This is a genomic window from Streptomyces sp. NPDC096079, from assembly GCF_040303145.1.
GTDB lineage: Bacteria > Actinomycetota > Actinomycetes > Streptomycetales > Streptomycetaceae > Streptomyces.
The window spans coordinates 55635-79686 of sequence record NZ_JBEOST010000008.1; the positions used below are offsets into that span (position 1 = coordinate 55635).

The window sequence follows — 24052 nt, forward strand, 5'->3', positions numbered from 1 at the left end:
GGCGCCCCTCGCCCGTCACCCGGACTGGGGCCGCCCCCTGCCGGCGAGCATCACGCTCTGTCCGCGGAACTCCGCCACGACCGTCCCGTCCGTCCGGCGGACCGTCACGTCGTAGATCCCGTTGCGGCCCGAACGCGTCCGTTCCACGGCCTCGGCGAGCAGTTCGTCGTCCACCGCGGCCGGCAGCAGAAAGGTGACCTGCGCGGACTGCGCCACGGTGACCGGCCCGTAGCCGTTGCAGGCGTAGGCGAACGCCGCGTCGGCGAAGAGGAAGAGAAAACCTCCGTGAGCCATGCCGTGGCCGTTCACCATGTCCTCGCCCACCCGCATGCGCATCAACGCCCGCCCCGGCGCGACCTCCTCCAGGGCGATGCCCAGGGTCCGACACGTACGGTCCCGCTCGTACAGCTCAGCGATCCCGGCCGGTGCGTCATCCGGCACGCCGATGTGCACGCCCACGACTGCGCCCTCCCTCGTGACCGGGCCCGAGCGGCCCGATGGCTACGCGTCCGCATTAGACCGACCGGGGCCGACGACTGTCAACGACGGGAAGCGGCACGCCCGGCTACGCCCTCGGACCCGCGCCCGTTTCCGCGCGCGTGAGCTGGTGGAGGCGGAGCGCCAGGTGCGTCTCCAGGGCCCGGGCGGGGGTGTTCCAGTCGGGACCCAGGAGCTGGGCGACGCGGTCGAGGCGTTGGACGACCGTGTTGACGTGGACGTGGAGCGCGTCCTTGGCCCGGGAGAGGCTGCCGCCCTGGTCGTAGTAGGCGCGCAGGGTGCGCAGCAGGTCCGTGCCGCGTGTGGAGTCGTAGGCGAGTACGGGGCCGAGCACCCGCTCGACGTACGTGCCGACGTCCGCGCGGTCGCCCAGCAGGACGCCGATGAAGCCGAGTTCGGCGATGTCCGCTCCCTCCCCGGTCCGGTCCAGGGCGTGCAGCGCCGTCACGCAGCGCAGGGCCTCGGCATGGAGGGCCGCGAGGTGCTCGGGCCCGTGCCCGGGTCCCGCGGCACCGGCCGTGACCGGTGCGCCGAGGGCGCGGGCGAGGTCCGCGGCGAGGGTGCGGGCGAGCGCCCCGGGTGCCTCGGAGGGGGCGAGCAGGACGACGCGGCCGTGCCGGATGCCGGCCAGTCCGCCGAGCCGTCGGGCCCGGCGCGCGGTCTCCTCGGCGAGCCGGGGGCGCAGTGCCGGTTCGCTGTCGAGGACGGCGACGGCGTGGGGGCGGCTGAGGTGGACGCCGAGGCGCCTGGCCCGCAGGGTGAGGCTTCCGCCGTCCCAGCGCGGGGAGGCGGCGGGGTCGGCGAGGAGGTCGTCGAGGAGTTCTCCGCGTACCCGGTCCTCGGTCTCGGCGACGGAGCGGCGCATGAGGAGCAGCATCGCGGTGACGAGCGCGGCCCGTTCGAAGAGGCGCCGGTCGGCCTCGGGGAGCTCGGACCGTCCGGTCAGCACGATGCTCCCGAGCGATTCGGATCCGGCCAGTACGGCGGAGGTCCAGACGCCGTCGGCGTGGATCGCGCGGCCGTCGGTCCGCGAGGCCGTCAGGGTCTCGGCGGAGGGTGCGACCGGCTCGGTGCCGGACCGGGCCAGTTCGCTTCCGTCGGTGTCGTGGACGGCCACGCCTCCTCGGAGCAGCGCCGCGATCTCGGCGGCCACGTCGTCGATGCCCGCGCCGCGCAGGACGAGCCGGGTGAGACGGTCGTGCGCGTCCGAGGCCACGTGCAGGGCCTCGGCGTGGGCGCGGGCCGTCGCGTTCGCGGCTTCGAGCCGGGTGAGGGCGCTGCGCGTCTCCTCCAGGAGGCGTGCGCCGTCGATCGCGACGGCGGCGTGGTCGGCGAGCGATCCGAGGAGGGCGATGGCGTCGGGGGTGAACTCGCGCGGGGTGCGGTCCGCGGCGAAGAGCACGCCGATGACCTCCTCCCCCAGGCGCAGCGGGACGCCGAGGATGCCGCGGAGTCCTTCCTCCGCGACGCCGTCGTCGATGGTTCCCGTGTGGCGGTAGCGGCGGTCGGTGCGGTAGTCGGTGCTGGCGTAGGGGCGTGCCGTCTGGGCGACCAGGCCGCCCAGGCCCTCTCCCATGCCCAGGCGGAGCTGCTGGAAGGCCGCGGAGACGGATCCGTCGGTGACCCGCATGAACGTGTCGCGGGCGAGCGGGTCGTGGAGGGTGAGGTAGGCGACGTCGGAGCCCAGGAGTGTCCTGGCGCGGCGGACGATGGCGCGGAGCACGGCGTCGAGGTCCCGCAGGGCGGCGAGGTCGCCGGCGGTGTCGAACAGCGCCACGAGTTCCGCTTCCCGGCGGCGGTGCTGGTCGAGGACGCGCCGCACGGAGAGTGCGGTCTCGGTGGCCCGCTCGACGCCGGCGATGTCCGGCGCGGGGACCCCTGCGGCGCGTGAGCGGGCGGGCTGGGAGGCGAGCTCCTCCGCGGGGGCGTCCGCGGCGAGGAGCCCGAGCAGCCGTCGGGCGGCTCCCTCGGCGGAGGACGACGGCCTGGTGGGGATGCCGTCGGGTGCCGCCGTCCCGGTGCGCGCGGGCGAACCGGCGGGGCCCCCGTCGGCTGCCGGCGTCCCGGAGCGGGCGGGCGAACCGGCGCCGGCGCTGCGGTCGGCGGTCATGAGGTCTCCTCGCGGGCCGTGGTTCCGGGTGGATGGGCGCGGCGACCCGGTCCGCCGCGCTCGCCCCCGGCGGGGCGGCGGACCGGGCCCGGCGCTCCTACGCGCGGTCTCCCGCCGGGACCGCGGGGGCGGCCGCCGGCTCCTCGTCCCGCGAGCCGGCCAGGTCGCGGCCCCTGGTCTCGCGGGTGACCGCCACGGTGATGGTGGTGACGACGGCGGCCAGGCAGAGGTAGAGGCTGACGGGGGTCGAGGAGCCGTAGTCCTTGAGGAGTTCCACGGCGATGATCGGCGCGAGGGCTCCGGCGACGATGGAGGCGAGCTGGGAGCCCATGGAGGCGCCCGAGTAGCGGACCTTGGTGTCGAACATCTCCGAGATGAACGCGGCCTGGGGACCGTACATCGCGCCGTGCAGCAGCAGGCCGGCGGTGACGGCGAGGGCGATCACGGCGAAGGACTCGGAGTCGACGAGGCCGAAGAAGACGAAGGCCCAGACCGCCATGCCCACGGAGCCGATGAGCGTGACGGGCCTGCGGCCCACGCGGTCGGACAGGGCGCCCCAGAGCGGGATGGTGACGAAGTGGACGGCGGAGCCGATGAGGACGGCGTTCAGGGCGGTGCTCTTCGGCAGTTCCAGGTGGACGGTGACGTACACGAGGAGGAAGGAGGTCAGGATGTAGTACGAGATGTTCTCGCCGAAGCGGGTGCCGATGGCCGACAGCACCTCGCGCCAGCTGCGCCGGAACACCTCGACGACCGGGGCCTTCTCCTTCACGCCCTGCGCGGCGGCGGCCTCGGCCCTGGCCTGGGCGGCGAGGAAGACCGGGGACTCGGAGACCGAGACGCGGATCCAGAGGCCGATCAGGACGAGGACGCCGGAGAGGAGGAAGGGGACGCGCCAGCCCCAGGACTGGAACGCCTCCTCCGACTGGAACGCGGCGAGCAGCGCCAGGACGCCGGTGGCGAGCAGATTGCCGCCCGGGGCGCCGGCCTGCGGCCAGGAGGCCCAGAAGCCACGGTGCCGCGCGCCGCCGTGCTCGGAGACGATCAGGACGGCCCCGCCCCACTCGCCGCCGAGCGCGAAGCCCTGGACGAGGCGCAGGACGGTCAGCAGGATCGGTGCCCCGGCGCCTAGCGTCTCGTACGTGGGCAGGAGGCCCATCGCGAAGGTCGCGCCGCCCATCATGACGAGGCTGACCACCAGCAACTTCTTGCGGCCGATCCTGTCGCCGAAGTGGCCGAAGACGACGCCGCCGAGGGGTCGGGCGGCGAAGCCGATGGCGTAGGTGATGAACGCGATCAGGGTGCCGACGAGCGGGTCGGCGCTGGGGAAGAACAGCGTGTTGAAGACGAGGGCGGCGGCCGAGCCGTAGAGGAAGAAGTCGTACCACTCGATGGTCGTGCCGATGAGGGAGGCGGCGACGACGCGGCCGATGCCGCCTCTCGGCGTGGTGGTGTCAGACATGGTTCACCGGGTTCTCGCGGGTGGGGACGGGACGGGGTGGTGCGGCAGGTGGGGGAACGGGCCCTCGTCGGGTGACGTCGGTGAGGGGCCGTTCCACGGGCGGCCGTTCAGCCGGCGGTCCAGCCGCCGTCGAGCGGCAGGGAGACTCCGGTGAGGTAGCCGGCGTGGGGGCCGCACAGCCACAGGACGGCGGCGGCCACCTCCTCGGACTCCAGGAGCCTCTTGACGGGCGAGCGGGCCAGCATGACGTCGGTGAGCACATCGCCCTCGCTGATGCCGTGGGCGGCGGCCTGGTCCCGTACCTGTCCCTCGACCAGGGGCGTACGGACGTATCCGGGGTTGACGCAGTTGCTGGTCACTCCGTGCGGGGCGCCTTCGATCGCGGCGACCTTGCTGAGCCCCTCCAGGGCGTGCTTGGCGGCGACGTACGCGGATTTGTAGGCGCTGGCCCGCAGGCCGTGGACGCTGGAGACGTTGACGATCCGGCCCCACCCCTGCCCGTACATGTGCGGCAGGACGCGGCGCATGAGCAGGAACGGGGCGGTGACCATCACCTTCTGGATCAGCTCGAAACGCTCCGGGGGGAACTCCGTGAGCGGAGCCACGTGCTGGAGGCCGGCGTTGTTGACCAGGATGTCGGCCCCGGTCGGCAGCGCGTCGACGGCGGCCGGGTCCGCGAGGTCGGCGACGTGGGCCCGGCCGCCGGAGATCCCGGCGACCGCCTCGGCCGCCTCGGCGTCCCGGTCGACGACGTGGACGAGGGCGCCCGCCTGGGCCAGGGCGAGCACACAGGCCCGGCCTATGCCGCTGCCGCCGCCGGTCACCAGGGCGGTGCGGCCGCTCAGGTCGACCGCCGCGGCGGGAGGCGGCAGGGGAATCGGACGGGGAAACGTGTTCGTCATGGCCGGAAACAGTAGGGAGAGCCTCAGGCGTCTCCCATGTCGGTGGCCACCACAAACCGCTACCCGGGAGTGGTGTCGCCCACCATGCCAGGAGGCGGGGGCGCGCTGGAGCGGTACCCGGCGCGCCGCGGCGGCGGCCATGGATCGCCGTCACACAGGACACCGGCGAAGGCTGGCTGTCCGGCCCATGTCAGTGCGGGCGCGGGCGCGCCGATGATGCACGCCACACCGACCGCACCCCGGCTCCCCACCGGTGGTTCCGGCCGGTGCCCCCCTCAGTTCACTCCACCAGGAGGCAGTCGTCATGGGACAGCCGCACCCACCGTTCCGCTTCACGAAGAGCCGTCGCCTCGTCAGGGGCGTCCGCCGCTGGGTCACCGCCGCCGCGGGGGCCCTGGCCCTGACCGGCGGGCTGGTCGCCGTGGGCCCGCAGGCCTCCGCCGCGGGCCTGACGCAGGTCACCGGCTTCGGTTCCAACCCGGGCAACCTGTCCATGTACGCCTACGTGCCCGACGCGCTCCCGGCCGGTGCGCCGCTCGTCGTCGCGCTGCACGGCTGTACGCAGAGCGCGAGCGACTACTACGCGAAGTCCGGCTGGCCCAAGTTCGCCGACAGCTACGGTTTCGCGCTGGTCTTCCCGCAGACGACCAGCGCCAACAACGCCAACTCCTGCTTCAACTGGTTCGAGCCGGGCGACACCGCCCGCGGCCAGGGCGAGGCGCTGTCGATCAAGCAGATGGTCGACAAGGCCGTCGCCCAGTACGGCAGCGACACCCGTCGGGTGTACATCACCGGCCTCTCCGCCGGCGCCGGCATGACCGCGGACATGCTGGCCGCCTATCCCGACGTCTTCGCCGGCGGCTCCCTCGCCTCCGGACTGCCCGCCTTCTGCGCGAACAGCGTCTCCACCGCGTACACCTGCATGTACAGCCCGCCGGACAAGAGCCCCGCGCAGTGGGGCGCCCTCGTCCGCTCGGCCGCCCCCGCGGGCACCACGTCCTGGCCCCGGGTGGCGATCTGGCAGGGCACCGCCGACACCACCGTCAAGCCGGCGAACGCCACCGAGCTGCGGGACCAGTGGACCGACGTGTGGGGCATCGGCCAGACGCCCAGCCGCACCAGCACCCTCGGCGGGGGCGCCACGCTCAGCGAGTACGACGACGCCTCCGGCGAGCCCGCCGTCCAGGTCTACTCCCTCGCCGGCATGGCCCACGGCCTCGCGGTCGACCCGGGCACCGGCCCCGACCAGTGCGGCGCCACCGGCACCTACTACCTCGACACCCTCTGCTCCAGCTATCACACGGCCCGCTTCTGGGGCCTCGACGGCGATGCGGGACAGGAGCCCGGACCCGGCTCCCTGCCCGCCCCGAGCGGCCTCGCCGTCACCTCGGTCACCGACACCACGGTGTCCCTGAGCTGGAGCGCGGTGGCCGGCGCCGCCTCGTACCAGGTCTATCGAGGCGGTACGAGGGTGGGCGGCGGGTCCTCGGCCGGATACACCGACACCGGGCTGGCGTCGGGGACGGCGTACGCCTACACGGTCGCGGCCGTCGACGCCTCGGGAGCGGTGGGCGCGGTCTCGGCGGCCGTGGCCGCGACCACGAGCGGGTACACGCCCACGTGCCACACGGCCAGCAACTACGACCACACCGTCGCCGGGCGCGCCTACCAGAGCGGCGGTTCCACGTTCGCGACCGGTTCCGGCCAGGCGATGGGTCTGTGGAACACGTTCACCACACACACCCTCAAGCAGACCGCGCCCGGCTACTACGTCCTGGCCGATTCCGGCTGCCCGGCCTGATCTCCCGCGCCCCGGGGGGAGGTGGTCACCACCACCTCCCCCCGGTGCGATGTGTGGCCGGCAGCCATGGCCCGGCCTCCGCAGGCTGCCTAGGCTCGCTGCCCGTCGGTAGTACTGGCACCGGCTCTGACCTGCACGGTCGGCCCGGCTGCCCGAGGGAAAGGGACCTGCATGGGTCTGGACAAGACAGTCGCGAGCGCCGCGGAGGCGGTGGCCGACATCCCCGACGGCGCCTCGCTCGCGGTGGGCGGCTTCGGGCTGTGCGGCATACCGGGGACGCTCATCGACGCGCTGTGGCAGCGTCAGACGCGGGACCTCCGGATCGTGTCGAACAACTGCGGCGTCGACGACTGGGGCCTCGGCCTCCTGCTCGCCGCCGGGCAGATCTCCCGCATGACGAGCTCGTACGTGGGCGAGAACAAGGAGTTCGCCCGCCAGTACCTCAGCGGAGAGCTCGAGGTCGAGCTCGTGCCCCAGGGCACCCTGGCGGAACGGCTGCGGGCCGGCGGCGCCGGCATCCCCGCCTTCTACACCCCGGCCGGGACCGGGACCCAGGTCGGCGACGGCGGACTGCCCTGGAGGTACGCCCCCGACGGCACGGTCGCGGTCGCCTCGCCGGCCAAGGAGACCCGGGACTTCGACGGCCGCCCCCACCTGCTGGAACACGGCATCACCACCGACTTCGCGCTGGTCCGCGCGACCATCGGCGACCGGCACGGCAACCTCGTCTTCCGCTCGTCCGCGCGCAACTTCAACCCGCTGGCCGCCATGGCCGGACGCATCACCGTCGCCGAGGTCGACCACCTCGTCGAACCGGGCGAGCTCGACCCCGACGAGGTCCACCTCCCCGGCGTCTTCGTCCAGCGCGTCGTCCGGGTCACGCCCGGCGACCCGGCAGCCGAACGGCGCGTCGAGCGCCGCACCGTCCGACAGGAAGGCGACGCCTGATGGCGCTCACCCGCGAGCAGATGGCGGCCCGCGCCGCCCGGGAGCTGACGGACGGCTCGTACGTCAACCTCGGCATCGGCCTGCCCACCCTCGTCCCCAACCACCTGCCGCCCGGCATCGAGGTGGTCCTGCAGTCGGAGAACGGGATCCTGGGAGTCGGCCCCTACCCGACCGAGGACGAACTCGACCCCGACCTCGTCAACGCCGGCAAGGAGACGGTCACCACCCGGCCCGGCGCCTCGTTCTTCGACTCCGCCCTGTCCTTCGGCATGATCCGGGGCGGCCACATCGACACCGCGGTCCTCGGCGCCATGCAGGTCTCCTCCGCGGGCGACCTCGCCAACTGGACGATCCCCGGAAAGATGATCAAGGGCATGGGCGGGGCGATGGACCTCGTCCACGGGGCCGGCCGCGTCGTCGTCCTCATGGAGCACACCGCGAAGGACGGCACCCCCAAGCTCGTGGAGACCTGCTCCCTGCCCTTGACCGGCCGGGCCGTCGTCCACCGCGTGATCACCGACCTCGCCGTCGTCGACGTCACTCCGGACGGCTTCGTACTCGCCGAACTCGCCCCGGGCGTCACCGTCGCGGAGGTCCGGGCCGCGACGGGCGCGGACCTGCTGGTGCCGGCCGGCACCGGGGCCGTACAGCAGCGCTGAACGGGGTCTTTTCCCAGGTGGGAGCACGAGTGCGCCGCCAGCTGCGCCGGGCGCTTCCCATGATCGGATTCTCACGTCGCGCGCTCGCTGAATGAAGTGAATCCGGGTGGGTGTGTGTTGGTCCGTTAATGTCACCGGGCACGTCTCCCGTCAGCGGTTGTCACCGTTGAGAGGGACACGCAATGACGAGCCACGCCACCGAAGTCGAGCTGGAGGACCTCCTCCGCCAGGCGCTGCACACCACGGGAACGGGTGCGCGCTGGGCGGTCGAGGCGGACGAGATGTGGTGCCGGGTCGCGCCCCTGGGCGGGACCCGGCGCGACCAGGGATGGAAACTGCACCTCTCGGCCACGATCGCCTCCGCGCCGACGGTCCTCACCAAGGCCCTGGACGTGCTCCTGCGGGAGCGGTCGGGGTTCAAGTTCGCCCGCTCGCTGGAGCAGGTCAGCGCGCTGAACTCCCGTGCGACGCCCCGGGGGAGCTCAGGCAAGTTCCTCACCGTCTACCCGCGCTCCGACGCGGAGGCGGCCGCGCTCGCCCAGGAGCTGCACGGGGCCACGGCGGGGCTCGCCGGCCCCCGGATCCTGTCCGACCAGCCGTACGCCGCGCACAGCCTGGTGCACTACCGCTACGGCTCCTTCGTCGGCCGGCGGAGGCTGTCCGAGGACGGACTGCTGGTGTGGTTCATCGAGGACCCCGACGGCAACCCCGTGGAGGACAAGCGCACGGGCCAGTACTCCCCGCCGCCCTGGGCCGTCTGTCCCTTCCCCGCCGCGGTGCCGGTGGCGGCGCGCGGCGGGGACGCCAAGAGTGCCCGCCCGGTGGTGCTCGGCGGTCGCTTCGAAGTGCGGGAGGCCATCCGTCAGACGAACAAGGGCGGCGTGTACCGGGGCAGCGACACCCGTACCGGCGCGGGCGTGGTGATCAAGGAGGCCCGGCCCCACGTGGAGGGCGACGCCTCCGGCGGCGACGTCCGGGACTGGCTGCGGGCCGAGGCCAGGACGCTGGAGCTGCTCTCGGGCACGGGCCTCGCACCGGAAGCCGTGGCCGTCTTCGACCACGCGGGACACCTGTTCCTCGCCCAGGACGAGGTGCCGGGCGTGACCCTGCGCAGCTGGGTCGCCGAGCACTTCCGTGACGTGGGCGGTGAGCGCTACCGGGCGGACGCGCTGGCGCAGGTCGCCCGCCTGGTGGACCTGGTGGCGGCGGCGCACGCGCGCGGCCTGGTGCTGAGGGACTTCACACCGGGGAACGTCATGGTCCGCCCCGACGGTGAACTCCGCCTCATCGATCTGGAGCTGGCCGTCCTGGAGGACGGGACCGCGCTGCCGACCCGCGTGGGGACGCCCGGATTCAGCGCGCCCGAACGCCTGGCCGACGCGCCCGTGTGCCCGACGGCCGACTACTACAGCCTCGGTGCCACCGTGTGCTTCGTCCTGGCCGGAAAGGTGCCGAACCTGCTGGCCGAGGAGCCGGCGGACCGGGCGGCCGACCAGCGGCTCGCCGCGTGGCTGACGGCCTGCGCCGGGCCGCTGCGGCTCCCCGGCGGCGTCGTGGACGTGATCCTGGGCCTGATGCGCGACGAACCCGCGGAGCGGTGGGACCCGACCAGGGCCCGCGAGGCCCTGCGGCGGGCGGCACCGGACGCCTTCGCCGACGGAAGCCCGGAGGACCGCGCCTGCCGGGCGCCGTCAGGCGGTGCGCCCCGCGTACCGGAGGACCTCGTGCCCCCGGGACCGGACGGGCTCGTGGACGGGCTCGTGGACGGGATCGTGGGTCATCTCGTCGACTCGATGACCCCCGAGGACGGGCGGCTGTGGCCCGTGTCGACCCGGGCCGGGGAGAGCGACCCCTGCACCGTGCAGCAGGGCGCGGCGGGTGTCCTGGCCGTCCTGACGCGGTACTTCACCCTCACCGGCGACCCACGGCTGCCCGAGCTGCTCTCCACCGCCGGCCACTGGATCGCCGAGCGCACCGACCTCGGCTCCCCGCGCCCGGGCCTGCACTTCGGCGGCCGTGGCACCGCGTGGGCGCTGTACGACGCGGGGCGGGCCCTCGACGACCGCCGGCTCATCGACCACGCGGTCGCCCTCGCCCTGGCACCCCAGCAGAAGACGCCGCATCACGACATCACGCACGGAACGGCGGGCAGCGGGCTCGCCGCCCTCCACCTGTGGCGGCACACCGGGGACGCGCGCTTCGCCGAGCTGGCCGTGGACGCGGCCGACCGGCTGACCGCCGCCGCGCGGCGCGCATCCGGCGGGGTGGGCTGGGCGGTTCCCGGCGAGGCCGACTCCCCCGAGGGCGGCAAACGCTATCTCGGCTTCGCGCACGGCACGGCCGGCATCGGCTGCTTCCTCCTCGCCGCCGCGGAGCTCTCGCAGCGCGCCGACCACGGCGACCTGGCCCTGGAGGTCGGCGAGGGCCTCCTGGCCGCCTCGGTGCGGACCGGCGAGGCCGCCCAGTGGCCCGCCCAGGCCGGTGACGTGCCCACCGCCCCGTACTGGTGTCACGGCTCGGCGGGCATCGGCACCTTCCTCGTCCGGCTGTGGCAGGTCACCGGGGACGACAGGTACGGCGATCTCGCCCACCGCAGCACCCACGCAGTCATGGAGCGCGCCTCCCGCGCCGCCCTCACCCAGTGTCACGGCCTCGCGGGCAACGGGGACTTCCTCCTCGACATGGCCGAGGCCACCGGGGAGCGCGTCTACCACGACATGGCCCAGGACCTGGCGTCGCTCCTCCTGGCCGAGAGGACACACCGGCAGGGTCACGTGGTCTTCCCCACCGAGTACGGGGACGTCTCCACCAGCTGGAGCGACGGGTCCGCCGGAATCCTCGCCTTCCTCCTGAGGATCGGCCACGGCGGACCGCGGCACTGGCTGGTCGAGGTGCCGCGCCACGGCGGGACGACGCACTGACGTCCTCCCGTACCGCCCGCCCCTTCCCGCTGGATCCGCCCTTCGCGTGGATCCGCCCCACAGACTCCCGGCGCCGGCCCGTCCGGTGCCGGGGCGAGCGGCAGAGCAGTGCTGCCGCCGACCGCACAGAAGAAGGAGAAACCCATGGAGAACCAGGACATCGAACTGCTGGCTCAGCTCCACGCCCTTCCCGAGACCGACCCCGTCGGCGTCGACGGAGCCCCGTTCGCCGCCACCTGTGAGTGCATCGGCCTGCTGACGCTCCTCAACACCGTCTGCATCGGCATCAGCTGCGCGTAGCACACCCGGCACCACCCGGCCGGCGGCTGTCCCGGGCAGCCGCCGGCCGGAGCCACGACCGACACGGGGCCGGAGCCGGAGCAGGTACCCGTAGACGAGGACCGGACCACATGCGACGACACACCGGCCAGGGCGACCTCGCCCCCGCGGCCGCCCTCGGCACGGCCACGACCGTGAGCCCGCCCCCCGCGCACCCGGCCTCCGAGCCGGTGTACGCCGTCCGCACGCGCGCTCTGGTCAAGAGCTATCCGGGGCCGGACGGGGTGCCCGTCGACGCGGTGCGGGGCCTGGACCTCGACGTGACGCGGGGCGAGACGTTCGCCTTCCTCGGCCCCAACGGCGCGGGGAAGTCCACCACGATCGCGATGCTGTGCGCCCTCGCCCGGCCGACCTCGGGTCGGGCCACGGTGGCCGGCGCCGACGTCCTCACCCAGCCGCACGAGGTGAGGCGACGGGTCGGGATGCTGTTCCAGCACAGCGCCGTGGACCCGGATCTGACGGCCGAGCAGAACCTCCACATCCACGCCCGCCTGTACGGCCTGCCCCGCCGTGACGCCCGCCTCCGCGTGGCCGAGGTCCTCGACACGGCCGGCCTGACCGACCGCCGCCGCTCCCTCGTACGGACCCTGTCCGGCGGGATGCGGCGCCGCCTGGAGATCGCCCGTCAACTGCTGCACGCGCCCGAGGTCCTGTTCCTCGACGAGCCGACCACCGGGCTCGACCCGCACGCCCGGGCCCAGGTCTGGGACCACCTGCGCGCCCTGCGCGCGCGGCACGGCAGCACCCTCTTCGTCACGACCCACTACCTGGAGGAGGCGGAGAACTGCGACCGGATCGCCATCATCGACCGCGGCCGGCTGGTCGCGCAGGGGACGGCCGTCGCACTGAAGGCGGAGATCGGGGACGACCGGGTCGTGCTGCGCACCGGTGACGACGCGGCCGCGCAACGGGTGGTCGGCCGGATCGCGCCGCCCGACCGCGCCGTCGGGGTCGACGCGGACGGTGTCGGCCTGCGGCTTCCGGACGGCAGTGCGTGGATCCCCCGGCTGTGTGCGGCACTTGAGGCGAGCGGGATCGCGGTGCGCGCCGCGTCGGCGACGCCGCCGACGCTCGACGACGTCTTCTTCCATCACACGGGCCGCAGCCTCGACGCCACGCAGCCGCCCACGACCGTGACGGGTGGTGGCCGGTGACCGGTCTCGTCTGGAAGCCCGCGGCCGGCCTCGCCGGCGGACGGACCACCCGCCTGCGTCACGAACTGCGCGCGGTCCACGCCCTGGTCCACCGCGATCTGCTGCGGCTGGCGTGCCAGCGCACCCACACCGCGCTGATGCTGCTGCACCCGGTGCTCTACCTGTTCCTCCTCGGGGGCGGCCTGGCCGCCCTCATCCCGCGCTCCTCCCTGGGCGTCGGCTACCAGACGTACCTGTTCCCGGGCATGCTGATGATGACGGTGCAGACACCGGCGATCATGGTCGGGATCCGTCTGATCACGGACCGGCAGAGCGGCTACCTCCGAGAACTCCTGATGGCGCCGGTCCGCCGCTCCACGCTGCTCCTGGGCAGCTGTGCCGGCGGCTCCCTGACCGCCACGGTCCAGGGCGCGGTCCTGCTCGGCCTGGTGGGGGTGGTGGGGCTGCCCTACGATCCGATCCTGCTCGTGCTGCTGCTCTGCGGCATGGTCCTGGCCTCGTTCACCATCACCGCCCTGGCCCTGGCCCTGGCGGTGAGCCTGCGCAGGGCCGAGACGTTCCACACGCTCCTCGGCCTGGTGATGATGCCGCTGCTCTTCCTGTCCGGGGGGTTCTTCCCCCTCACGGCCCTGCCCGGCTGGGCCCGTGCCCTGTCGGACGTCAACCCCCTCGCGTACGCGGTCGACCTCCTCCGCCGCACGATCGCGCTCCGGGTTCCGGAGCAGGCGGCCGGCGCCGGCATCGAATGGGCGGGGCGCCAACCGCCGCTCCTGCTCGAAGCGGGGGTCCTCCTGGCCGCCGGCACGCTCGCGCTCCTGTGGGCCGCCCACCGCTTCAACCGACCGGAGTGACAGGCCTCCCGAAGCCCCGCCGCGCACGACGGACCGATTGTCAGTGGCGGGTGAAAGAGTAGGAGCATCACGTCGGAAAGCTTCGAAAAGTGGGGGAAGCCGTCATGTCCGGAGCGCAGAACTACATCAATCACGTCGCCCTCGTCCTGGACGCGAGTTCGTCCATGTCGCATTTGAGCCGCAAGGTGGTCGAGGTCGCCGACCAGCAGATCGCCTATCTCGCCCGCCGCTCCAGGGAACTGGACCAGGAAACCCGTGTCACGGTGTACGTGTTCGCCGACAAGGTGGAATGCGTCATCTACGACAAGGACGTCCTGCGGATGCCGTCGCTGAAGCAGCTGTACCGGGTCGGCGGCATGACCGCGCTGCTCGCCGCGACGCTGAAGTCCCAGCGGGAGCTGGCGCAGACCGCCCAGCTGTACGGCGACCACAGCTTCCTGACGTTCGTGCTGACCGACGGCCAGGAGAACGCCAGTCACCGCTGCCCCGACGCCCCCGCGGGCAACGCGCGCGAGCTGGTGCGGGCCGTGGCCGGGATGATCGAGACGCAGGAGGACAACTGGACCCTCGCCGTCCTCGTCCCGGACCAGATGGGCCGGCGCGAGGCCATGAACTGCGGCTTCCCGAAGGAGAACGTCGCCGTCTGGGACGCCACGAGCACCCGGGGCCTGGAGGAGGCCGGAGAGGTCATCCGGGAGGCCACCGAGAAGTTCATGGTGGGTCGCGCGCAGGGAATTCGAGGATCGCGGGCGGTCTTCTCCACGGGCGCGGAGGCCGTCAACAAGAAAACCATCGAGGCGGCCGGTCTCACGCCGGCGAATGCATCGGACTACCAGCTCATTCCGGTGGCCCGGGACGCGGGAATCCGGGAATGGGTCGTCGAATCCGGAAACACCTATCGCACGGGGTGCGCTTTCTACCAGCTGAGCAAGACGGAGAAGATCCAGGCGCGAAAGCAGATCGCGGTGCTGGAGAAGAAGACGGACCGGGTCTACACGGGTCCCCAGGCGCGGGCGCTGCTCGGTCTTCCGGACGTGGAGACGCGCGTGAAGCCCGACCACAACGACGACTTCACGATCTTCGTGCAGAGCACCAGCGTGAACCGCAAGCTCGCCTCCGGCACGCGGCTCCTCCTCATGAGCTGACGACCCGGCCGAGCGGGGCGCGCCCGACGGGCCGCCACCACCCCGTGCGCGTCCCGCTCGCGTGTGCTCCCCGTGCCGGGCCCGGCACGGGGCAGGACGGTCCCGGCCCGGTTCCGTACCCTGGCAGCATGCGTATGCGTCCCACGCTGAGCTGGACCCCCGATGAGGACCTGCCACCGGGTACGACCGACCTGGGGCCGGTCGCCGACGCGCTGGGCGTGGGCGGCGTGCTGGTCCTCACCGGTGCGGGCATCTCCACGGAGTCGGGCATCCCCGACTACCGGGGCGAGGGCGGAAGCCTGAGCCGGCACACCCCGATGACCTACCAGGACTTCACCGGCAGCGCCCATGCCCGGCGCCGTTACTGGGCGCGCAGCCACCTCGGCTGGCGGACCTTCGGCCGTGCCCGTCCGAACGCGGGACACCGGGCCGTGGCCGCCTTCGCCCGCCACGGCCTGCTGTCCGGGGTGATCACCCAGAACGTCGACGGCCTCCACCAGGCGGCGGGCAGCGGTGGGGTCGTCGAGCTGCACGGCAGCCTGGCCCGGGTGGTCTGTCTGTCCTGCGGCACGTACAGTCCGCGCCGCGAACTCGCCCGGCGCCTTGAGGAGGCCAACGCGGGCTTCGAGCCGGTGGCGGCCGGTATCAACCCGGACGGTGACGCCGATCTCACCGACGAGCAGGTCGGGGACTTCCGGGTGATGCCCTGCGCGCGCTGCGGCGGTGTCCTCAAGCCCGACGTGGTGTTCTTCGGCGAGGCGGTGCCGCCCCCGCGGGTCGAGCACTGCCGGGCCCTGGTGCGCGAGGCGCGCTCACTGCTCGTCCTGGGCTCCTCGCTGACGGTGATGTCGGGATTGCGGTTCGTCCGGCAGGCGGCCGCGGCGGGGACGCCGGTGCTGATCGTCAACCGGGACCCGACCCGGGGCGACCGGAGCGCCCTCACCCGTGTCGCGCTTCCCCTGGGCGAGGCACTCACGGCGCTCGCCGAGCGGTTGGACGTCCCCGGGGACCCGGCGCCCGGCGCGGAGCGGGTGCTCGACTGACGCGAGCCCCCGGCCACTGCGTACGAGGCCGGGGGCTCGGTCCTGTGCCGGGTGGAGCGTCAGCCGGAGGCCGCGACCCAGGCGTCGAGCTGCTCCTTCGTCGTGGCCGGGTCGGCCACGAGTTCCGCGAGGGTGTCGTCGGCGCGGTGGAGCGTCGAGACGGCCGGGCAGCGCAGGCACGCGGCGATCCCGGTCTGGTTCCACCACTGGCAGCGGGGCCGCAGGTGACACCGCGGGACGGAGCCGTCCTCGCGCGCGACCGGGCGCACCAGGACCCGCTCGACCAGCGTGCAGTCGTCGCCCCTGCGGTTCACGCAGCCGGCGGCGCAGTGCGAGGCGAATCGCAGGATGCGGCGCGGTTCGACGCCCTCGGGGACGTCGCCGAGCACCTCGGACGCCGGCACGGGATCGGCCAGGTAGACGACGTTCCCGTCCTGCCCGGACCGTACGCCCAGGACGACGGACTCCGGCGCGTGCGCGTCGCCGCTGGGGCACCAGGTCGGCAGCGGTTCGTCTCCGCCCACGGTGGTCACCTCCCCCGCCTCAGCAGGCGGTGCGGGACGTGGTCCGCGTGGCCTGGCCGCCGGTGTTCCCGCCGATCTCGGCGGCACCGTCCTGCCGCTCCCGCTCGGCGGCCACACCGATGCCCTCCTTGAGCTGGGCCACCGTCGTGATCCGGTCGGCCCCGGCGGGCGTCGCCTCGCTCTGCGCGCCGGCGACCACGGTCACCAGGCCGGCGGCCAGCAACGCGGCGGCTCCGGCCGCGGCCGCCCTGCGCTTCGGACTGTCCATGACGTACTCCTGTCTCGAGGGGGTGGGGTCAGGAGCGTAGGTACGCCGCGGGCACGGGGTCGGCACTCGGAGGCGGCAGCCTTCCGGCAGTTCCGCCACGGACCCCGGCCGGAGGCGGGGCGCTCACGGCGGGCGCGGGTCCCGATCCTCCTCGCGGCGCCGCACGGGAAGCGCCTACCGTGGGCGCATGCACGAAATCGCGACGCGTGTCGAACTGCGCCCCCTCACCCACGCCGACCAGGACGAGTTCTGCGGGCTCGTGGACGCCAGCTCAGCGCTGCACCACCCGTGGATGCAACTGCCCGCCACGGCGCAGGAGTTCGCGGACTGGATGCGCCGCTTCGACGCCGGCGACAACCTGGGCTTCCTGGTCCGCGTCCGGGCGACCGGCGAGGCCGCCGGCATGGTCAACATCAACTCCGTCATCCGGGGCCGTTACCAGGGCGCGTCGATCGGCTACGCGGCCTTCGCGCCGTCCGCCGGGCACGGGTACATGACCGAGGGGATCGCCCTCGTCCTGGACCACGCCTTCACCGACCTGCGGCTCCACCGCCTTGAGGCCTGCATCCAGCCGGGGAACAAGGCCTCCCTGGCCCTGGTCCAGCGCCTGGGCTTCCGCTTCGAGGGCGTCTCGCCCGCCTACCTGTACATCGACGGCGCCTGGCGCGACCACGAGCGCTGGGCGATCACCGCCCCCGCCCCCTGGACGCCCGACCCGTCCCTCCCCCTGGTCTGAGGCACCCGCCCCCGGCACCCCTCAGGTCCGGTCCGTCACGAACGTGGCCAGGTCGCGGAGCACGCGGTCCGGGGTCTCCCAGTAGGCGAGGTGCCCCACGCCCTCGTAGACGACGAGCCGCGAGTCGGGGATCGCGTCGAGGATCGTCTGCTGTTCCTCGCGCGTCAGGATGGGATCCCGTTCACCCCAGACGAGCAGGGTCGGGACGAGGATCCCCGACAGGGTGGCGCGGAGATCGGTCTCCAGGAGGCCGCGCAGGGTCTCGCGCCATACGTGGGCCGGGGCCTTGAGCATCTCGTCGACGACGGTCTGCAGGAAGCCGCGCCCCATGGGCGTCTCGGTCAGGCCCTCGGAGAGCGCCGCGGCCAGCGCGGGGTCCACGGGGTCCCGCAACTCCCTCACGGCTTCCCAGAATTCCGCCGCTCGGGGCTTGTCGGCGAGGGTGGCCGGGACCCCGAGCAGGACGAGTCCGGCCACCCGGTCCGGCCGTCGTCCCGCGACGATGCGGGCCTGGACCCCGCCGCTGGATCCGCCGACCAGGACGGCTCGTTCGATGCCGACGCCGTCCATGAACGCCAACAGGTCGTCGGCGAAGTCCTCCGGCAGATAGCCGTCGGGCGGCTTTCCGGCGTCGCCGTGGCCCCGCTGGGTGGGGGCGTACGCGTGCAGGCCGGGCGGCATGCGGCGCAGCAGCGGTTCGAAGGTCCACCAGGAGTCCAGGTAGCCGTGCACGAGGAGGAGCGGGGTGCTCCCCGGCCGGCCCGCTTCGGCGTAGGGGAGCGTGGGGCGCCCCTCCCCCAGGGCGGCGCTGTGCACGGCGACGGCGGCCATCGCGGCCCTCCTCACCTCTCCTCCCTCCAGGATAGGAAGGAGAGGGGTGGGGCGACAGTCGGGCTGTTCTCCGCCCGGAGGCGGTCAGCCCCGCGCCGCCGTCCTGTCCAGGAGGTGGCGGCGCAGGCCGTCGAGGTCCACGTCCTCCAGGCTCTCCGCGAACAGCCGTTCCGGGCCGGGAGGGACCGGCAGGAGGGAGGGGACGACCAGGACGGCGCAGCCGGCGGCGTCGGCCGAGGCGGCTCCGTCGGGCGAGTCCTCGACGGCCACGCAGGCGCCGGCCGGGACGCCGAGGCGTTCGGCGGCCGTGCGGTACGGGTCGGGGTGCGGCTTCGTCCGTACGGTGTCGTCGGCGGAGAGCGTGAGGGCGAAGGGGACGTGGGCGAGAGCGCCGCCGACTACCGAGTCGACCACGGATCGCGGTGACGCGCTGACCAGCGCGAACGGCACGCCCGCCCGGTGCAGTTCGGCGAGGAGCCGGTCGGCGCCGGGGCGCATCGGCGCGCCCGCGTCGACGCGTTCCTGGAAGGCGGCGGTCAGCGCGGTCGCGATGGACTCCGGGTCGGGCGCGCCGGTGGCGCGTGCCAGGTGCGCGGCGGTGTCCTCGACGGCGCGTCCGACGACCTCGGGCGCGTCGGCGTCGCCGAGCCGGTGTCCGAGCCGGGCGGCGACCTCCTCCGTGGCGTTCCACCAGAGGACCTCGGTGTCGACGAGGGTGCCGTCCATGTCGAAGAGGACGGCGGCGAGTCCGCTCACCGCTCCGCCCTCGGCACGACGAGTGCGGGGTGTGGGGCGATGCCGACGGTGGCGCGGGTGCCCGGGGTGAGTGCGCCCGCGTCGCGCGAGGGGAGGTCCGCCTTGACCGTCGTACCGCGGTGGTCGAGGTGGACGCGGGTGACGGAGCCGAAGAAGGAGGTGGAGACGATGACGGCCTCGCCCTCGGGGTCGGCGGTGACGGTGACGTTCTCGGGGCGGACGAGCACCTCGACGTCGCGGGTGCCGGGGACGTCCCCGTCGACGGGGAGGCGGCTGCCGGCGGCTTCCACCCGCCCGGAGTCGGTGAGCCGGCCGGGCAGCCGGTTCATGGTGCCGACGAACTCGGCGACGAAGGCGGTCGCCGGGCGGCGGTACAGCTCGGCGGGGGCCGCGCACTGCTCCAGTTTCCCGGCGTTGAGGACGGCGACGCGGTCCGCCATGGACAGCGCCTCCTCCTGGTCGTGGGTGACGAAGACGGTGGTGATGCCGAGGGAGAGCTGGAGCCGCCGGATCTCCTCGCGGAGGCTGAGCCGGACCTTGGCGTCGAGCGCGGAGAGGGGTTCGTCCAGGAGGAGGACGCGGGGGCGCAGGGCGAGGGCCCGGGCCAGGGCGACGCGCTGCTGCTGGCCGCCGGACATCTGGTGCGGGTAGCGGTCGCCGTGGTCGGGCAGGCCGACGAGGTCGAGGAGTTCGGCGGCGCGGGCGTGGCGCTCGGCGGCTCCGGTCTTGCGGACGCGGAGGCCGAAGGCGACGTTGTCACGGGCGGTGAGGTTGGGGAAGAGGCTGTACGACTGGAAGACCATGCCGGCGTCGCGGCGGTTGGCGGGGACGTGCGTGATGTCCTTGCCGTCCACGAGGACCTCGCCGGAGTCGGGGCGTTCGAAGCCCGCGAGGACCCGGAGGGCGGTGGTCTTGCCGCAGCCCGACGGGCCGAGGAGCGCGAGGAGTTCGCCGGGCTCGACGGTGAGGTCGAGGCCGTCGAGGGCGACGGTGGTGCCGAAGGCGCGGCGCAGGCCGCGGAATTCGACGCGGGCCCCGGTGGCGGCGGTGGACTCCGTCCGTTCCGCTGTGGCAGAGGTCATGGGTCAGGACTCCTTGCGGGAGGTGCGGGGGGCGCCGGGCGTGCCGGTCTGTGCCGTTCCGGCCCGGGACAGGACGAGCAGCAGCAGCCAGGTGATGAGAAGGCTGAGGAGGGAGACGGCCACGGACATGCGGGCCTGGGCTCCGGAGATGGAGACGATCCAGACGGCGAAGGGCCGGAAGCCGAGGATCGAGGCGATGGTGAACTCGCCGAGGACGAGCGCCAGGGTGAGGAAGGCGGCGCCGGCCAGCGAGGAGCGCAGGTTGGGCAGGATCACCCGGAGCATGACGTACGGCCAGGAGGCCCCGCAGTTGCGGGCGGCCTCGACGAGGGTCGGGACGTCGACGGCGCGCAGGCCCGCGTCGAGCGAGCGGTACACGAACGGCAGGGCCATGACGGTGTACGCGAGGACCAGGACGAAGGGGAAGTCCTCGTTCTGGACGGCGAGGAACGTCTGGTAGAGCGGGGTCCGTGACAGGTGGTCGGGGCCCCAGCGCAGTACGGTGCTGATCCCGGTGACGAGCGCGATCGGCGGCACGACGAGCGGCAGCATGCACATCACCTCGACGACGGGCCGCAGGCGCGGCGCGCCGAGCCGGACCGCCACCAGGGCGGGCACGGCGAGCAGCAGGGCGAGCGCGATGGTGGCGGCGGCGAGGCCGAGGGAGAGCAGCAGGCTCTCGGTGAACCCGTCTGCGGAGAGCAGCGCGGTGTACGCCTCGAAGGAGACGCCCTGGCCGGGGGTGTGCACGGTGAACACGAACGAGGCGATCAGCGGGACGAGGAAGTACGCGCCGCCGAGGCCGAGGACGAGTCCGCGCCACAGTCGCGGGCGCCGCCGGGCCCGTACGGGGGTGGTGGGCGGGGCCGCCGCGCGCGTCCCGGACTCGGGGGTGACGTCCGGGGCGGTGGGGGTCATCGCAGCCATCGGGCGCTCCTGCGCTGGAGGGGGAGGTAGACCGCCATGACCAGGCCGGCGATCAGGATCATGTCGAGGCCGAGGGCGAGGGCGACGTTCTCCTGGCCGACCAGGACGTTCCCGGAGAGGGCGTCCGCGATCTTCAGGGTGACCAGGGGCACGGAGCCGCCGACGAGCGCGGCGGCGGTCGCGTGGGCGGCGAAGGCACTGCCGAAGAGCAGCACGAACCCGCCGAGCAGGGAGGGCGCGAGGACGGGGATGCCGACGTGGCGCCAGTACTGCAGGCCGCCCGCTCCCGCGTTCTGCGCGGCCTCCCGCCACTGGGGGCGCAGGCCGTCGAGCGCGGGCAGGATCACCAGGACCATGAGGGGGATGAGGAAGTACAGGTAGACGACGGCCAGGCCGCCGAAGGAGTACAGGTTCCAGCCGAGGCCGGTCAGGTCGGCGAGCTGGGTGACGACGCCGGAGATGCCGACGGTCGCGATGAACGCGAACGCGAGGGGGACGCCGCCGAAGTTGGCGAGGACTCCGGAGGCGGTGAGGACGGCGCTGCGCAGGGCCCGGGACCGGGAGGTGACGACGGCCTGGGCGATGAGGACGCCGAGGACCGAGCCGATCAGGGCGGTGAGCGCGGAGAGCTGGAGGCTGCCGACGAGGGAGCCGAGGTAGGGGCCCTGGAGCGAGCGGCTGAGGTGCTCGCCGGTCAGGGCGGTGGTGCCGGTGGCCGGGTCGGTGCGGGTGACGGCGCCGTACAGGAGGGCGCCGAGGGGCAGTCCGAAGCAGAGGCCGGTGAAGACGATCAGGGGGAGGGCGGCGAGCCAGGTGCGGGGGCCGCGCCGCCGGCGGCGGGTGCCGCCGGCGGTTCCCTCGGTGGGGGTGGCTGAGGACATCAGGAGAGGGCCTTGTCCCACTTCTCGGCGAGGGTGGCCTTGGCCTTGTCGAGCTCGGCGGAGGCCGGGAAGGCGGGGGTGCCGGCGACCGCGGGGAGCTTGGCGACGAAGGTCTTGTCGGCGCTGCCGTCGGCGGTCATGGCCGGGAGCAGGACGGGGCGGGCGTATCCCTTGAGCCAGAGGTTCTGGCCCTCGGTGCTGTAGAGGAACTCCATCCACAGGCGGGCGGCGGCGGGGTGCGGGGCGTCCTTGTTGACGGCCTGGGAGTAGAACTGGGCGTACACGCCGTCGGTCGGGACGGCGACCTGCCAGTCGACGCCCTTGCCCTTGAACTGGTCGGCGTAGCCGGCGTTGAGGTAGTCCCAGTCGATGCTGATGGGCGTCTCGCCCTTCTCGACCGTGGCCGGGGTGGACTCGACGGGGATGAAGTTGCCGCTCTTCTTCAGGGTGCCGAAGAAGTCGATGCCGGGCTGGATGTCGGCGAAGGAGCCCTTGTTGGCGAGGGCGGCCGCGTAGACGCCGCCGAAGGCGGAGCCGGACTTGGTGGGGTTGCCGTTGAGGGCGACCTTGCCCTTGTACTCGGGCTTGAGGAGGTCGGCGAAGGTCTTCGGGCAGTTCGGGATGCGCTTGGCGTCGCAGCCGATGGAGACGTAGCCGCCGTAGTCGTTGTACCAGCGGCCGGCCTCGTCCTTCTGCCCGGCGGGGATCTTGTCCCAGGCCTCGACCTTGTACGGGGCGAACAGGCCCTCCTCGGCGCCGCTGCGGGCGAAGGCGATGCCCAGGTCGAGGACGTCGGGGGCGCGCTTCTGGCCCTTGCGGGACTTGACGGCGGCGATCTCGTCGGCGCTGGAGGCGTCCGGGTTCTCGCTCTCGACCTTGATCCCGTACTTGGTCTCGAACGCCTTGATCAGCTCACCGTAGTTGGCCCAGTCCGGCGGCAGGGCGATGACGTGCAGCGCGCCCTCTTCCTTCGCCGCCTTGACGAGGGCGTCCATGCCGCCGAAGTCCTTCACCGACGCCGCGGTGGCCGACTTCGCTCCCGCGCCCGTGGCGCCCGCGGCGCCCTCGGGGGCGGCACCGCAGGCGGTGAGGGTGGTCAGGGCGACGGCGCCGAGCAGGACTGCGGCGCCGCGGACGGGGGTTCTGCGCACGGGTTCTCCCAGAAGCGAGTGACGGAACTTGTCTGAACAAGCCGCCCCTAGTTCGCCCGCGCCCGCTGTCCGGAAAGTGAACGCGACATGGCGAGATTCAGACGCCTCCCGGAAGAGCCGGTTGTGGTGAACCACAGGTGAACGCCATGGACTTGGGATGAACGGACGGAGCCCTGCCGCGTCAGATCGCCGGGTTAGGGTGAGCCTCCGACAGCACAGCCCGTGACCGGGTGTGCACCGTCATGGACGAGATGGGGGCATTGTGACGGCGCTGTACGTGGAGATCGCGGAGGAACTCCGCCGCTCGATCCTGAGCGGCGAGTACGCCGTGGGCGCCCGGCTGCCGTCCGAGAGCGACCTCGCCGACCGCTGGTCCGCCTCGCGCGGCACCGTACGCCAGGCCGTCGCGCTGCTCACCTCGGAGGGCATCATCGGCTCCCGTCAGGGCGCCCGGCGCATCGTGCTCCGCAGGGAGCGCCGGCACAGCTTCGCCGAGCTCCACAGCTTCGCCCAGTGGGCGCGGACCATGGGCTACCGGTCGTCCAGCCGGTTCCTGCACCGCGAGCGCCGCCGGGCCACGCCGGAGGAGTCGCGCCGCCTCGCCCTCCCGGAGGGGTCCGGGGTCCTCGACGTCCTGCGCCTGCGTTGCCTGGACGACGAACCGGTCATGGTGGAGCGCACGGCGTACGCGGAGTGGGTCGCGCCCACCGTGGAGTCGCTGCCGGCCGACTGCGCCTCGATCATGGACAGCATGGCCGAGGACGCGGGGATCGTCGCCCACTACGGCGAGCACCTCATCGACGCCGTCCCCGCGGGGAGCGACGACGCCCGACTGCTCCGCGTCCGGCGGGGCAGCCCGCTCCTCCGCCAGCGCCACCTGACGAGCAACCAGGACGGCCGTCCCATCGAGTGGACGGAGGACCGCTATCGCGCGGGCAGCGTCACGTTCAACGTGAGCAACTCGGTGGGCACGGCGCCGCTCGTGCGCGACGCCGGCTCCCTGCTGACGTGACGCCCTGATGTGACGACCTGATGTGACGACCCGATGTGACGACCCGATGTG

General features: G+C 73.4%; 23 protein-coding genes. 11 read left to right on the top strand and 12 right to left on the bottom strand.

All coding sequences use genetic code 11. The features are described 5' to 3' along the window. Positions 1-15 precede the first annotated feature (15 nt). The 4 genes from paaI to ABTY59_RS18185 all read right to left on the bottom strand — a co-directional run bounded on the left by paaI (position 16) and on the right by ABTY59_RS18185 (position 4972). Positions 16-459: a hydroxyphenylacetyl-CoA thioesterase PaaI gene (gene paaI, locus ABTY59_RS18170; RefSeq protein WP_403535629.1), complete on the bottom strand. Its 444-nt coding sequence runs from the start codon at positions 457-459 to the stop codon at positions 16-18. Between the two features lie 106 nt (positions 460-565). Next, entirely contained in the window at positions 566-2608 is a 2043-nt protein-coding gene (locus tag ABTY59_RS18175) for a helix-turn-helix domain-containing protein (RefSeq protein ID WP_352019966.1), read from the bottom strand. Positions 2609-2705: 97 nt separating this feature from the next. Further along, complete coding sequence (locus ABTY59_RS18180) at positions 2706-4070, bottom strand: MFS transporter (RefSeq protein WP_352019967.1); 1365 nt, start codon at positions 4068-4070, stop codon at positions 2706-2708. Positions 4071-4177: 107 nt separating this feature from the next. Beyond that, positions 4178-4972 carry a 3-hydroxybutyrate dehydrogenase gene (locus ABTY59_RS18185; protein WP_352019968.1) on the bottom strand — a complete coding sequence of 265 codons (795 nt, stop codon included), beginning with the start codon at positions 4970-4972 and terminating at the stop codon, positions 4178-4180. A 304-nt stretch (positions 4973-5276) separates the two neighbouring features. Between ABTY59_RS18185 and ABTY59_RS18190 the strand changes: the two genes are divergently transcribed. The 9 genes from ABTY59_RS18190 to ABTY59_RS18230 all read left to right on the top strand — a co-directional run bounded on the left by ABTY59_RS18190 (position 5277) and on the right by ABTY59_RS18230 (position 15833). Further along, a complete protein-coding gene (locus ABTY59_RS18190; protein WP_352019969.1) occupies positions 5277-6773 on the top strand; it encodes an extracellular catalytic domain type 1 short-chain-length polyhydroxyalkanoate depolymerase in 1497 nt (498 codons plus the stop codon). Positions 6774-6944: 171 nt separating this feature from the next. Then, complete coding sequence (locus ABTY59_RS18195; RefSeq protein ID WP_352019970.1) at positions 6945-7721, top strand: CoA transferase subunit A; 777 nt, start codon at positions 6945-6947, stop codon at positions 7719-7721. Beyond that, positions 7721-8380 carry a CoA transferase subunit B gene (locus ABTY59_RS18200; protein WP_352019971.1) on the top strand — a complete coding sequence of 220 codons (660 nt, stop codon included), beginning with the start codon at positions 7721-7723 and terminating at the stop codon, positions 8378-8380. The genes ABTY59_RS18195 and ABTY59_RS18200 overlap by 1 nt, the downstream gene beginning before the upstream one ends. 182 nt (positions 8381-8562) lie before the next feature. Then, entirely contained in the window at positions 8563-11301 is a 2739-nt protein-coding gene (gene lanL, locus ABTY59_RS18205) for a class IV lanthionine synthetase LanL (RefSeq protein WP_352019972.1), read from the top strand. A gap of 144 nt (positions 11302-11445) precedes the next feature. Next, positions 11446-11601 (top strand): VenA family class IV lanthipeptide, encoded by a 156-nt coding sequence (locus ABTY59_RS18210; RefSeq protein WP_352019973.1) that lies wholly within the window; start codon positions 11446-11448, stop codon positions 11599-11601. 110 nt (positions 11602-11711) lie between these two features. Beyond that, positions 11712-12794: an ATP-binding cassette domain-containing protein gene (locus ABTY59_RS18215; RefSeq protein WP_352019974.1), complete on the top strand. Its 1083-nt coding sequence runs from the start codon at positions 11712-11714 to the stop codon at positions 12792-12794. Further along, positions 12791-13645, top strand: coding sequence for an ABC transporter permease (locus ABTY59_RS18220; protein WP_352019975.1), 855 nt, complete (start codon positions 12791-12793; stop codon positions 13643-13645). Before ABTY59_RS18215 ends, ABTY59_RS18220 begins: the two co-directional genes overlap by 4 nt. A gap of 104 nt (positions 13646-13749) precedes the next feature. Continuing rightward, positions 13750-14790 (top strand): vWA domain-containing protein, encoded by a 1041-nt coding sequence (locus tag ABTY59_RS18225; RefSeq protein ID WP_352019976.1) that lies wholly within the window; start codon positions 13750-13752, stop codon positions 14788-14790. A gap of 128 nt (positions 14791-14918) precedes the next feature. Next, positions 14919-15833, top strand: coding sequence for an NAD-dependent protein deacetylase (locus tag ABTY59_RS18230; protein ID WP_352019977.1), 915 nt, complete (start codon positions 14919-14921; stop codon positions 15831-15833). Between the two features lie 59 nt (positions 15834-15892). Here the strand turns inward: ABTY59_RS18230 and ABTY59_RS18235 are convergent, their stop codons facing one another. Further along, positions 15893-16357 carry a hypothetical protein gene (locus tag ABTY59_RS18235; RefSeq protein ID WP_352019978.1) on the bottom strand — a complete coding sequence of 155 codons (465 nt, stop codon included), beginning with the start codon at positions 16355-16357 and terminating at the stop codon, positions 15893-15895. 19 nt (positions 16358-16376) lie between these two features. After that, positions 16377-16625, bottom strand: coding sequence for a hypothetical protein (locus tag ABTY59_RS18240; RefSeq protein WP_352019979.1), 249 nt, complete (start codon positions 16623-16625; stop codon positions 16377-16379). 187 nt (positions 16626-16812) lie between these two features. Here ABTY59_RS18240 and ABTY59_RS18245 point away from each other — a divergent pair, with 187 nt between their 5' ends. After that, positions 16813-17361 carry a GNAT family N-acetyltransferase gene (locus ABTY59_RS18245; RefSeq protein WP_352019980.1) on the top strand — a complete coding sequence of 183 codons (549 nt, stop codon included), beginning with the start codon at positions 16813-16815 and terminating at the stop codon, positions 17359-17361. Positions 17362-17382: 21 nt separating this feature from the next. On the opposite strand, the gene ABTY59_RS18250 is transcribed toward ABTY59_RS18245, so the two are convergent. The 6 genes from ABTY59_RS18250 to ABTY59_RS18275 all read right to left on the bottom strand — a co-directional run bounded on the left by ABTY59_RS18250 (position 17383) and on the right by ABTY59_RS18275 (position 22989). Continuing rightward, positions 17383-18192, bottom strand: a complete 810-nt coding sequence (locus ABTY59_RS18250) for an alpha/beta fold hydrolase (RefSeq protein WP_352019981.1) — start codon at positions 18190-18192, stop codon at positions 17383-17385. Positions 18193-18276: 84 nt separating this feature from the next. Beyond that, positions 18277-18948: an HAD family hydrolase gene (locus ABTY59_RS18255; protein ID WP_352019982.1), complete on the bottom strand. Its 672-nt coding sequence runs from the start codon at positions 18946-18948 to the stop codon at positions 18277-18279. After that, positions 18945-20030, bottom strand: a complete 1086-nt coding sequence (locus ABTY59_RS18260) for an ABC transporter ATP-binding protein (RefSeq protein WP_352019983.1) — start codon at positions 20028-20030, stop codon at positions 18945-18947. Before ABTY59_RS18260 ends, ABTY59_RS18255 begins: the two co-directional genes overlap by 4 nt. 3 nt (positions 20031-20033) lie before the next feature. Then, positions 20034-20957 carry an ABC transporter permease gene (locus ABTY59_RS18265; protein ID WP_352019984.1) on the bottom strand — a complete coding sequence of 308 codons (924 nt, stop codon included), beginning with the start codon at positions 20955-20957 and terminating at the stop codon, positions 20034-20036. Beyond that, a complete protein-coding gene (locus tag ABTY59_RS18270) occupies positions 20945-21838 on the bottom strand; it encodes an ABC transporter permease (RefSeq protein ID WP_352019985.1) in 894 nt (297 codons plus the stop codon). The genes ABTY59_RS18265 and ABTY59_RS18270 overlap by 13 nt, the downstream gene beginning before the upstream one ends. Further along, positions 21838-22989: an ABC transporter substrate-binding protein gene (locus tag ABTY59_RS18275; protein WP_352019986.1), complete on the bottom strand. Its 1152-nt coding sequence runs from the start codon at positions 22987-22989 to the stop codon at positions 21838-21840. Before ABTY59_RS18275 ends, ABTY59_RS18270 begins: the two co-directional genes overlap by 1 nt. A 262-nt stretch (positions 22990-23251) precedes the next feature. On the opposite strand from ABTY59_RS18275, the gene ABTY59_RS18280 reads away from it, so the two are divergent. After that, positions 23252-24001 (top strand): GntR family transcriptional regulator, encoded by a 750-nt coding sequence (locus ABTY59_RS18280; RefSeq protein ID WP_502995379.1) that lies wholly within the window; start codon positions 23252-23254, stop codon positions 23999-24001. The last annotated feature ends 51 nt before the right edge of the window (positions 24002-24052 follow it).

Bases quoted from the DNA above. Each gene is read 5' to 3' on its own strand.
- ABTY59_RS18185 (WP_352019968.1), bottom strand. From the start codon at position 4,972: ATGACGAACACGTTTCCCCGTCCGATTCCCCTGCCGCCTCCCGCCGCG.
- ABTY59_RS18265 (WP_352019984.1), bottom strand. From the start codon at position 20,957: ATGGCTGCGATGACCCCCACCGCCCCGGACGTCACCCCCGAGTCCGGG.
- ABTY59_RS18215 (WP_352019974.1), top strand. From the start codon at position 11,712: ATGCGACGACACACCGGCCAGGGCGACCTCGCCCCCGCGGCCGCCCTC.
- lanL (WP_352019972.1), top strand. From the start codon at position 8,563: ATGACGAGCCACGCCACCGAAGTCGAGCTGGAGGACCTCCTCCGCCAG.
- ABTY59_RS18200 (WP_352019971.1), top strand. From the start codon at position 7,721: ATGGCGCTCACCCGCGAGCAGATGGCGGCCCGCGCCGCCCGGGAGCTG.
- ABTY59_RS18195 (WP_352019970.1), top strand. From the start codon at position 6,945: ATGGGTCTGGACAAGACAGTCGCGAGCGCCGCGGAGGCGGTGGCCGAC.
- ABTY59_RS18250 (WP_352019981.1), bottom strand. From the start codon at position 18,192: ATGGCCGCCGTCGCCGTGCACAGCGCCGCCCTGGGGGAGGGGCGCCCC.
- ABTY59_RS18270 (WP_352019985.1), bottom strand. From the start codon at position 21,838: ATGTCCTCAGCCACCCCCACCGAGGGAACCGCCGGCGGCACCCGCCGC.
- ABTY59_RS18225 (WP_352019976.1), top strand. From the start codon at position 13,750: ATGTCCGGAGCGCAGAACTACATCAATCACGTCGCCCTCGTCCTGGAC.
- ABTY59_RS18240 (WP_352019979.1), bottom strand. From the start codon at position 16,625: ATGGACAGTCCGAAGCGCAGGGCGGCCGCGGCCGGAGCCGCCGCGTTG.
- ABTY59_RS18190 (WP_352019969.1), top strand. From the start codon at position 5,277: ATGGGACAGCCGCACCCACCGTTCCGCTTCACGAAGAGCCGTCGCCTC.
- ABTY59_RS18260 (WP_352019983.1), bottom strand. From the start codon at position 20,030: ATGACCTCTGCCACAGCGGAACGGACGGAGTCCACCGCCGCCACCGGG.
- ABTY59_RS18210 (WP_352019973.1), top strand. From the start codon at position 11,446: ATGGAGAACCAGGACATCGAACTGCTGGCTCAGCTCCACGCCCTTCCC.
- ABTY59_RS18175 (WP_352019966.1), bottom strand. From the start codon at position 2,608: ATGACCGCCGACCGCAGCGCCGGCGCCGGTTCGCCCGCCCGCTCCGGG.
- ABTY59_RS18245 (WP_352019980.1), top strand. From the start codon at position 16,813: ATGCACGAAATCGCGACGCGTGTCGAACTGCGCCCCCTCACCCACGCC.
- ABTY59_RS18230 (WP_352019977.1), top strand. From the start codon at position 14,919: ATGCGTATGCGTCCCACGCTGAGCTGGACCCCCGATGAGGACCTGCCA.
- ABTY59_RS18180 (WP_352019967.1), bottom strand. From the start codon at position 4,070: ATGTCTGACACCACCACGCCGAGAGGCGGCATCGGCCGCGTCGTCGCC.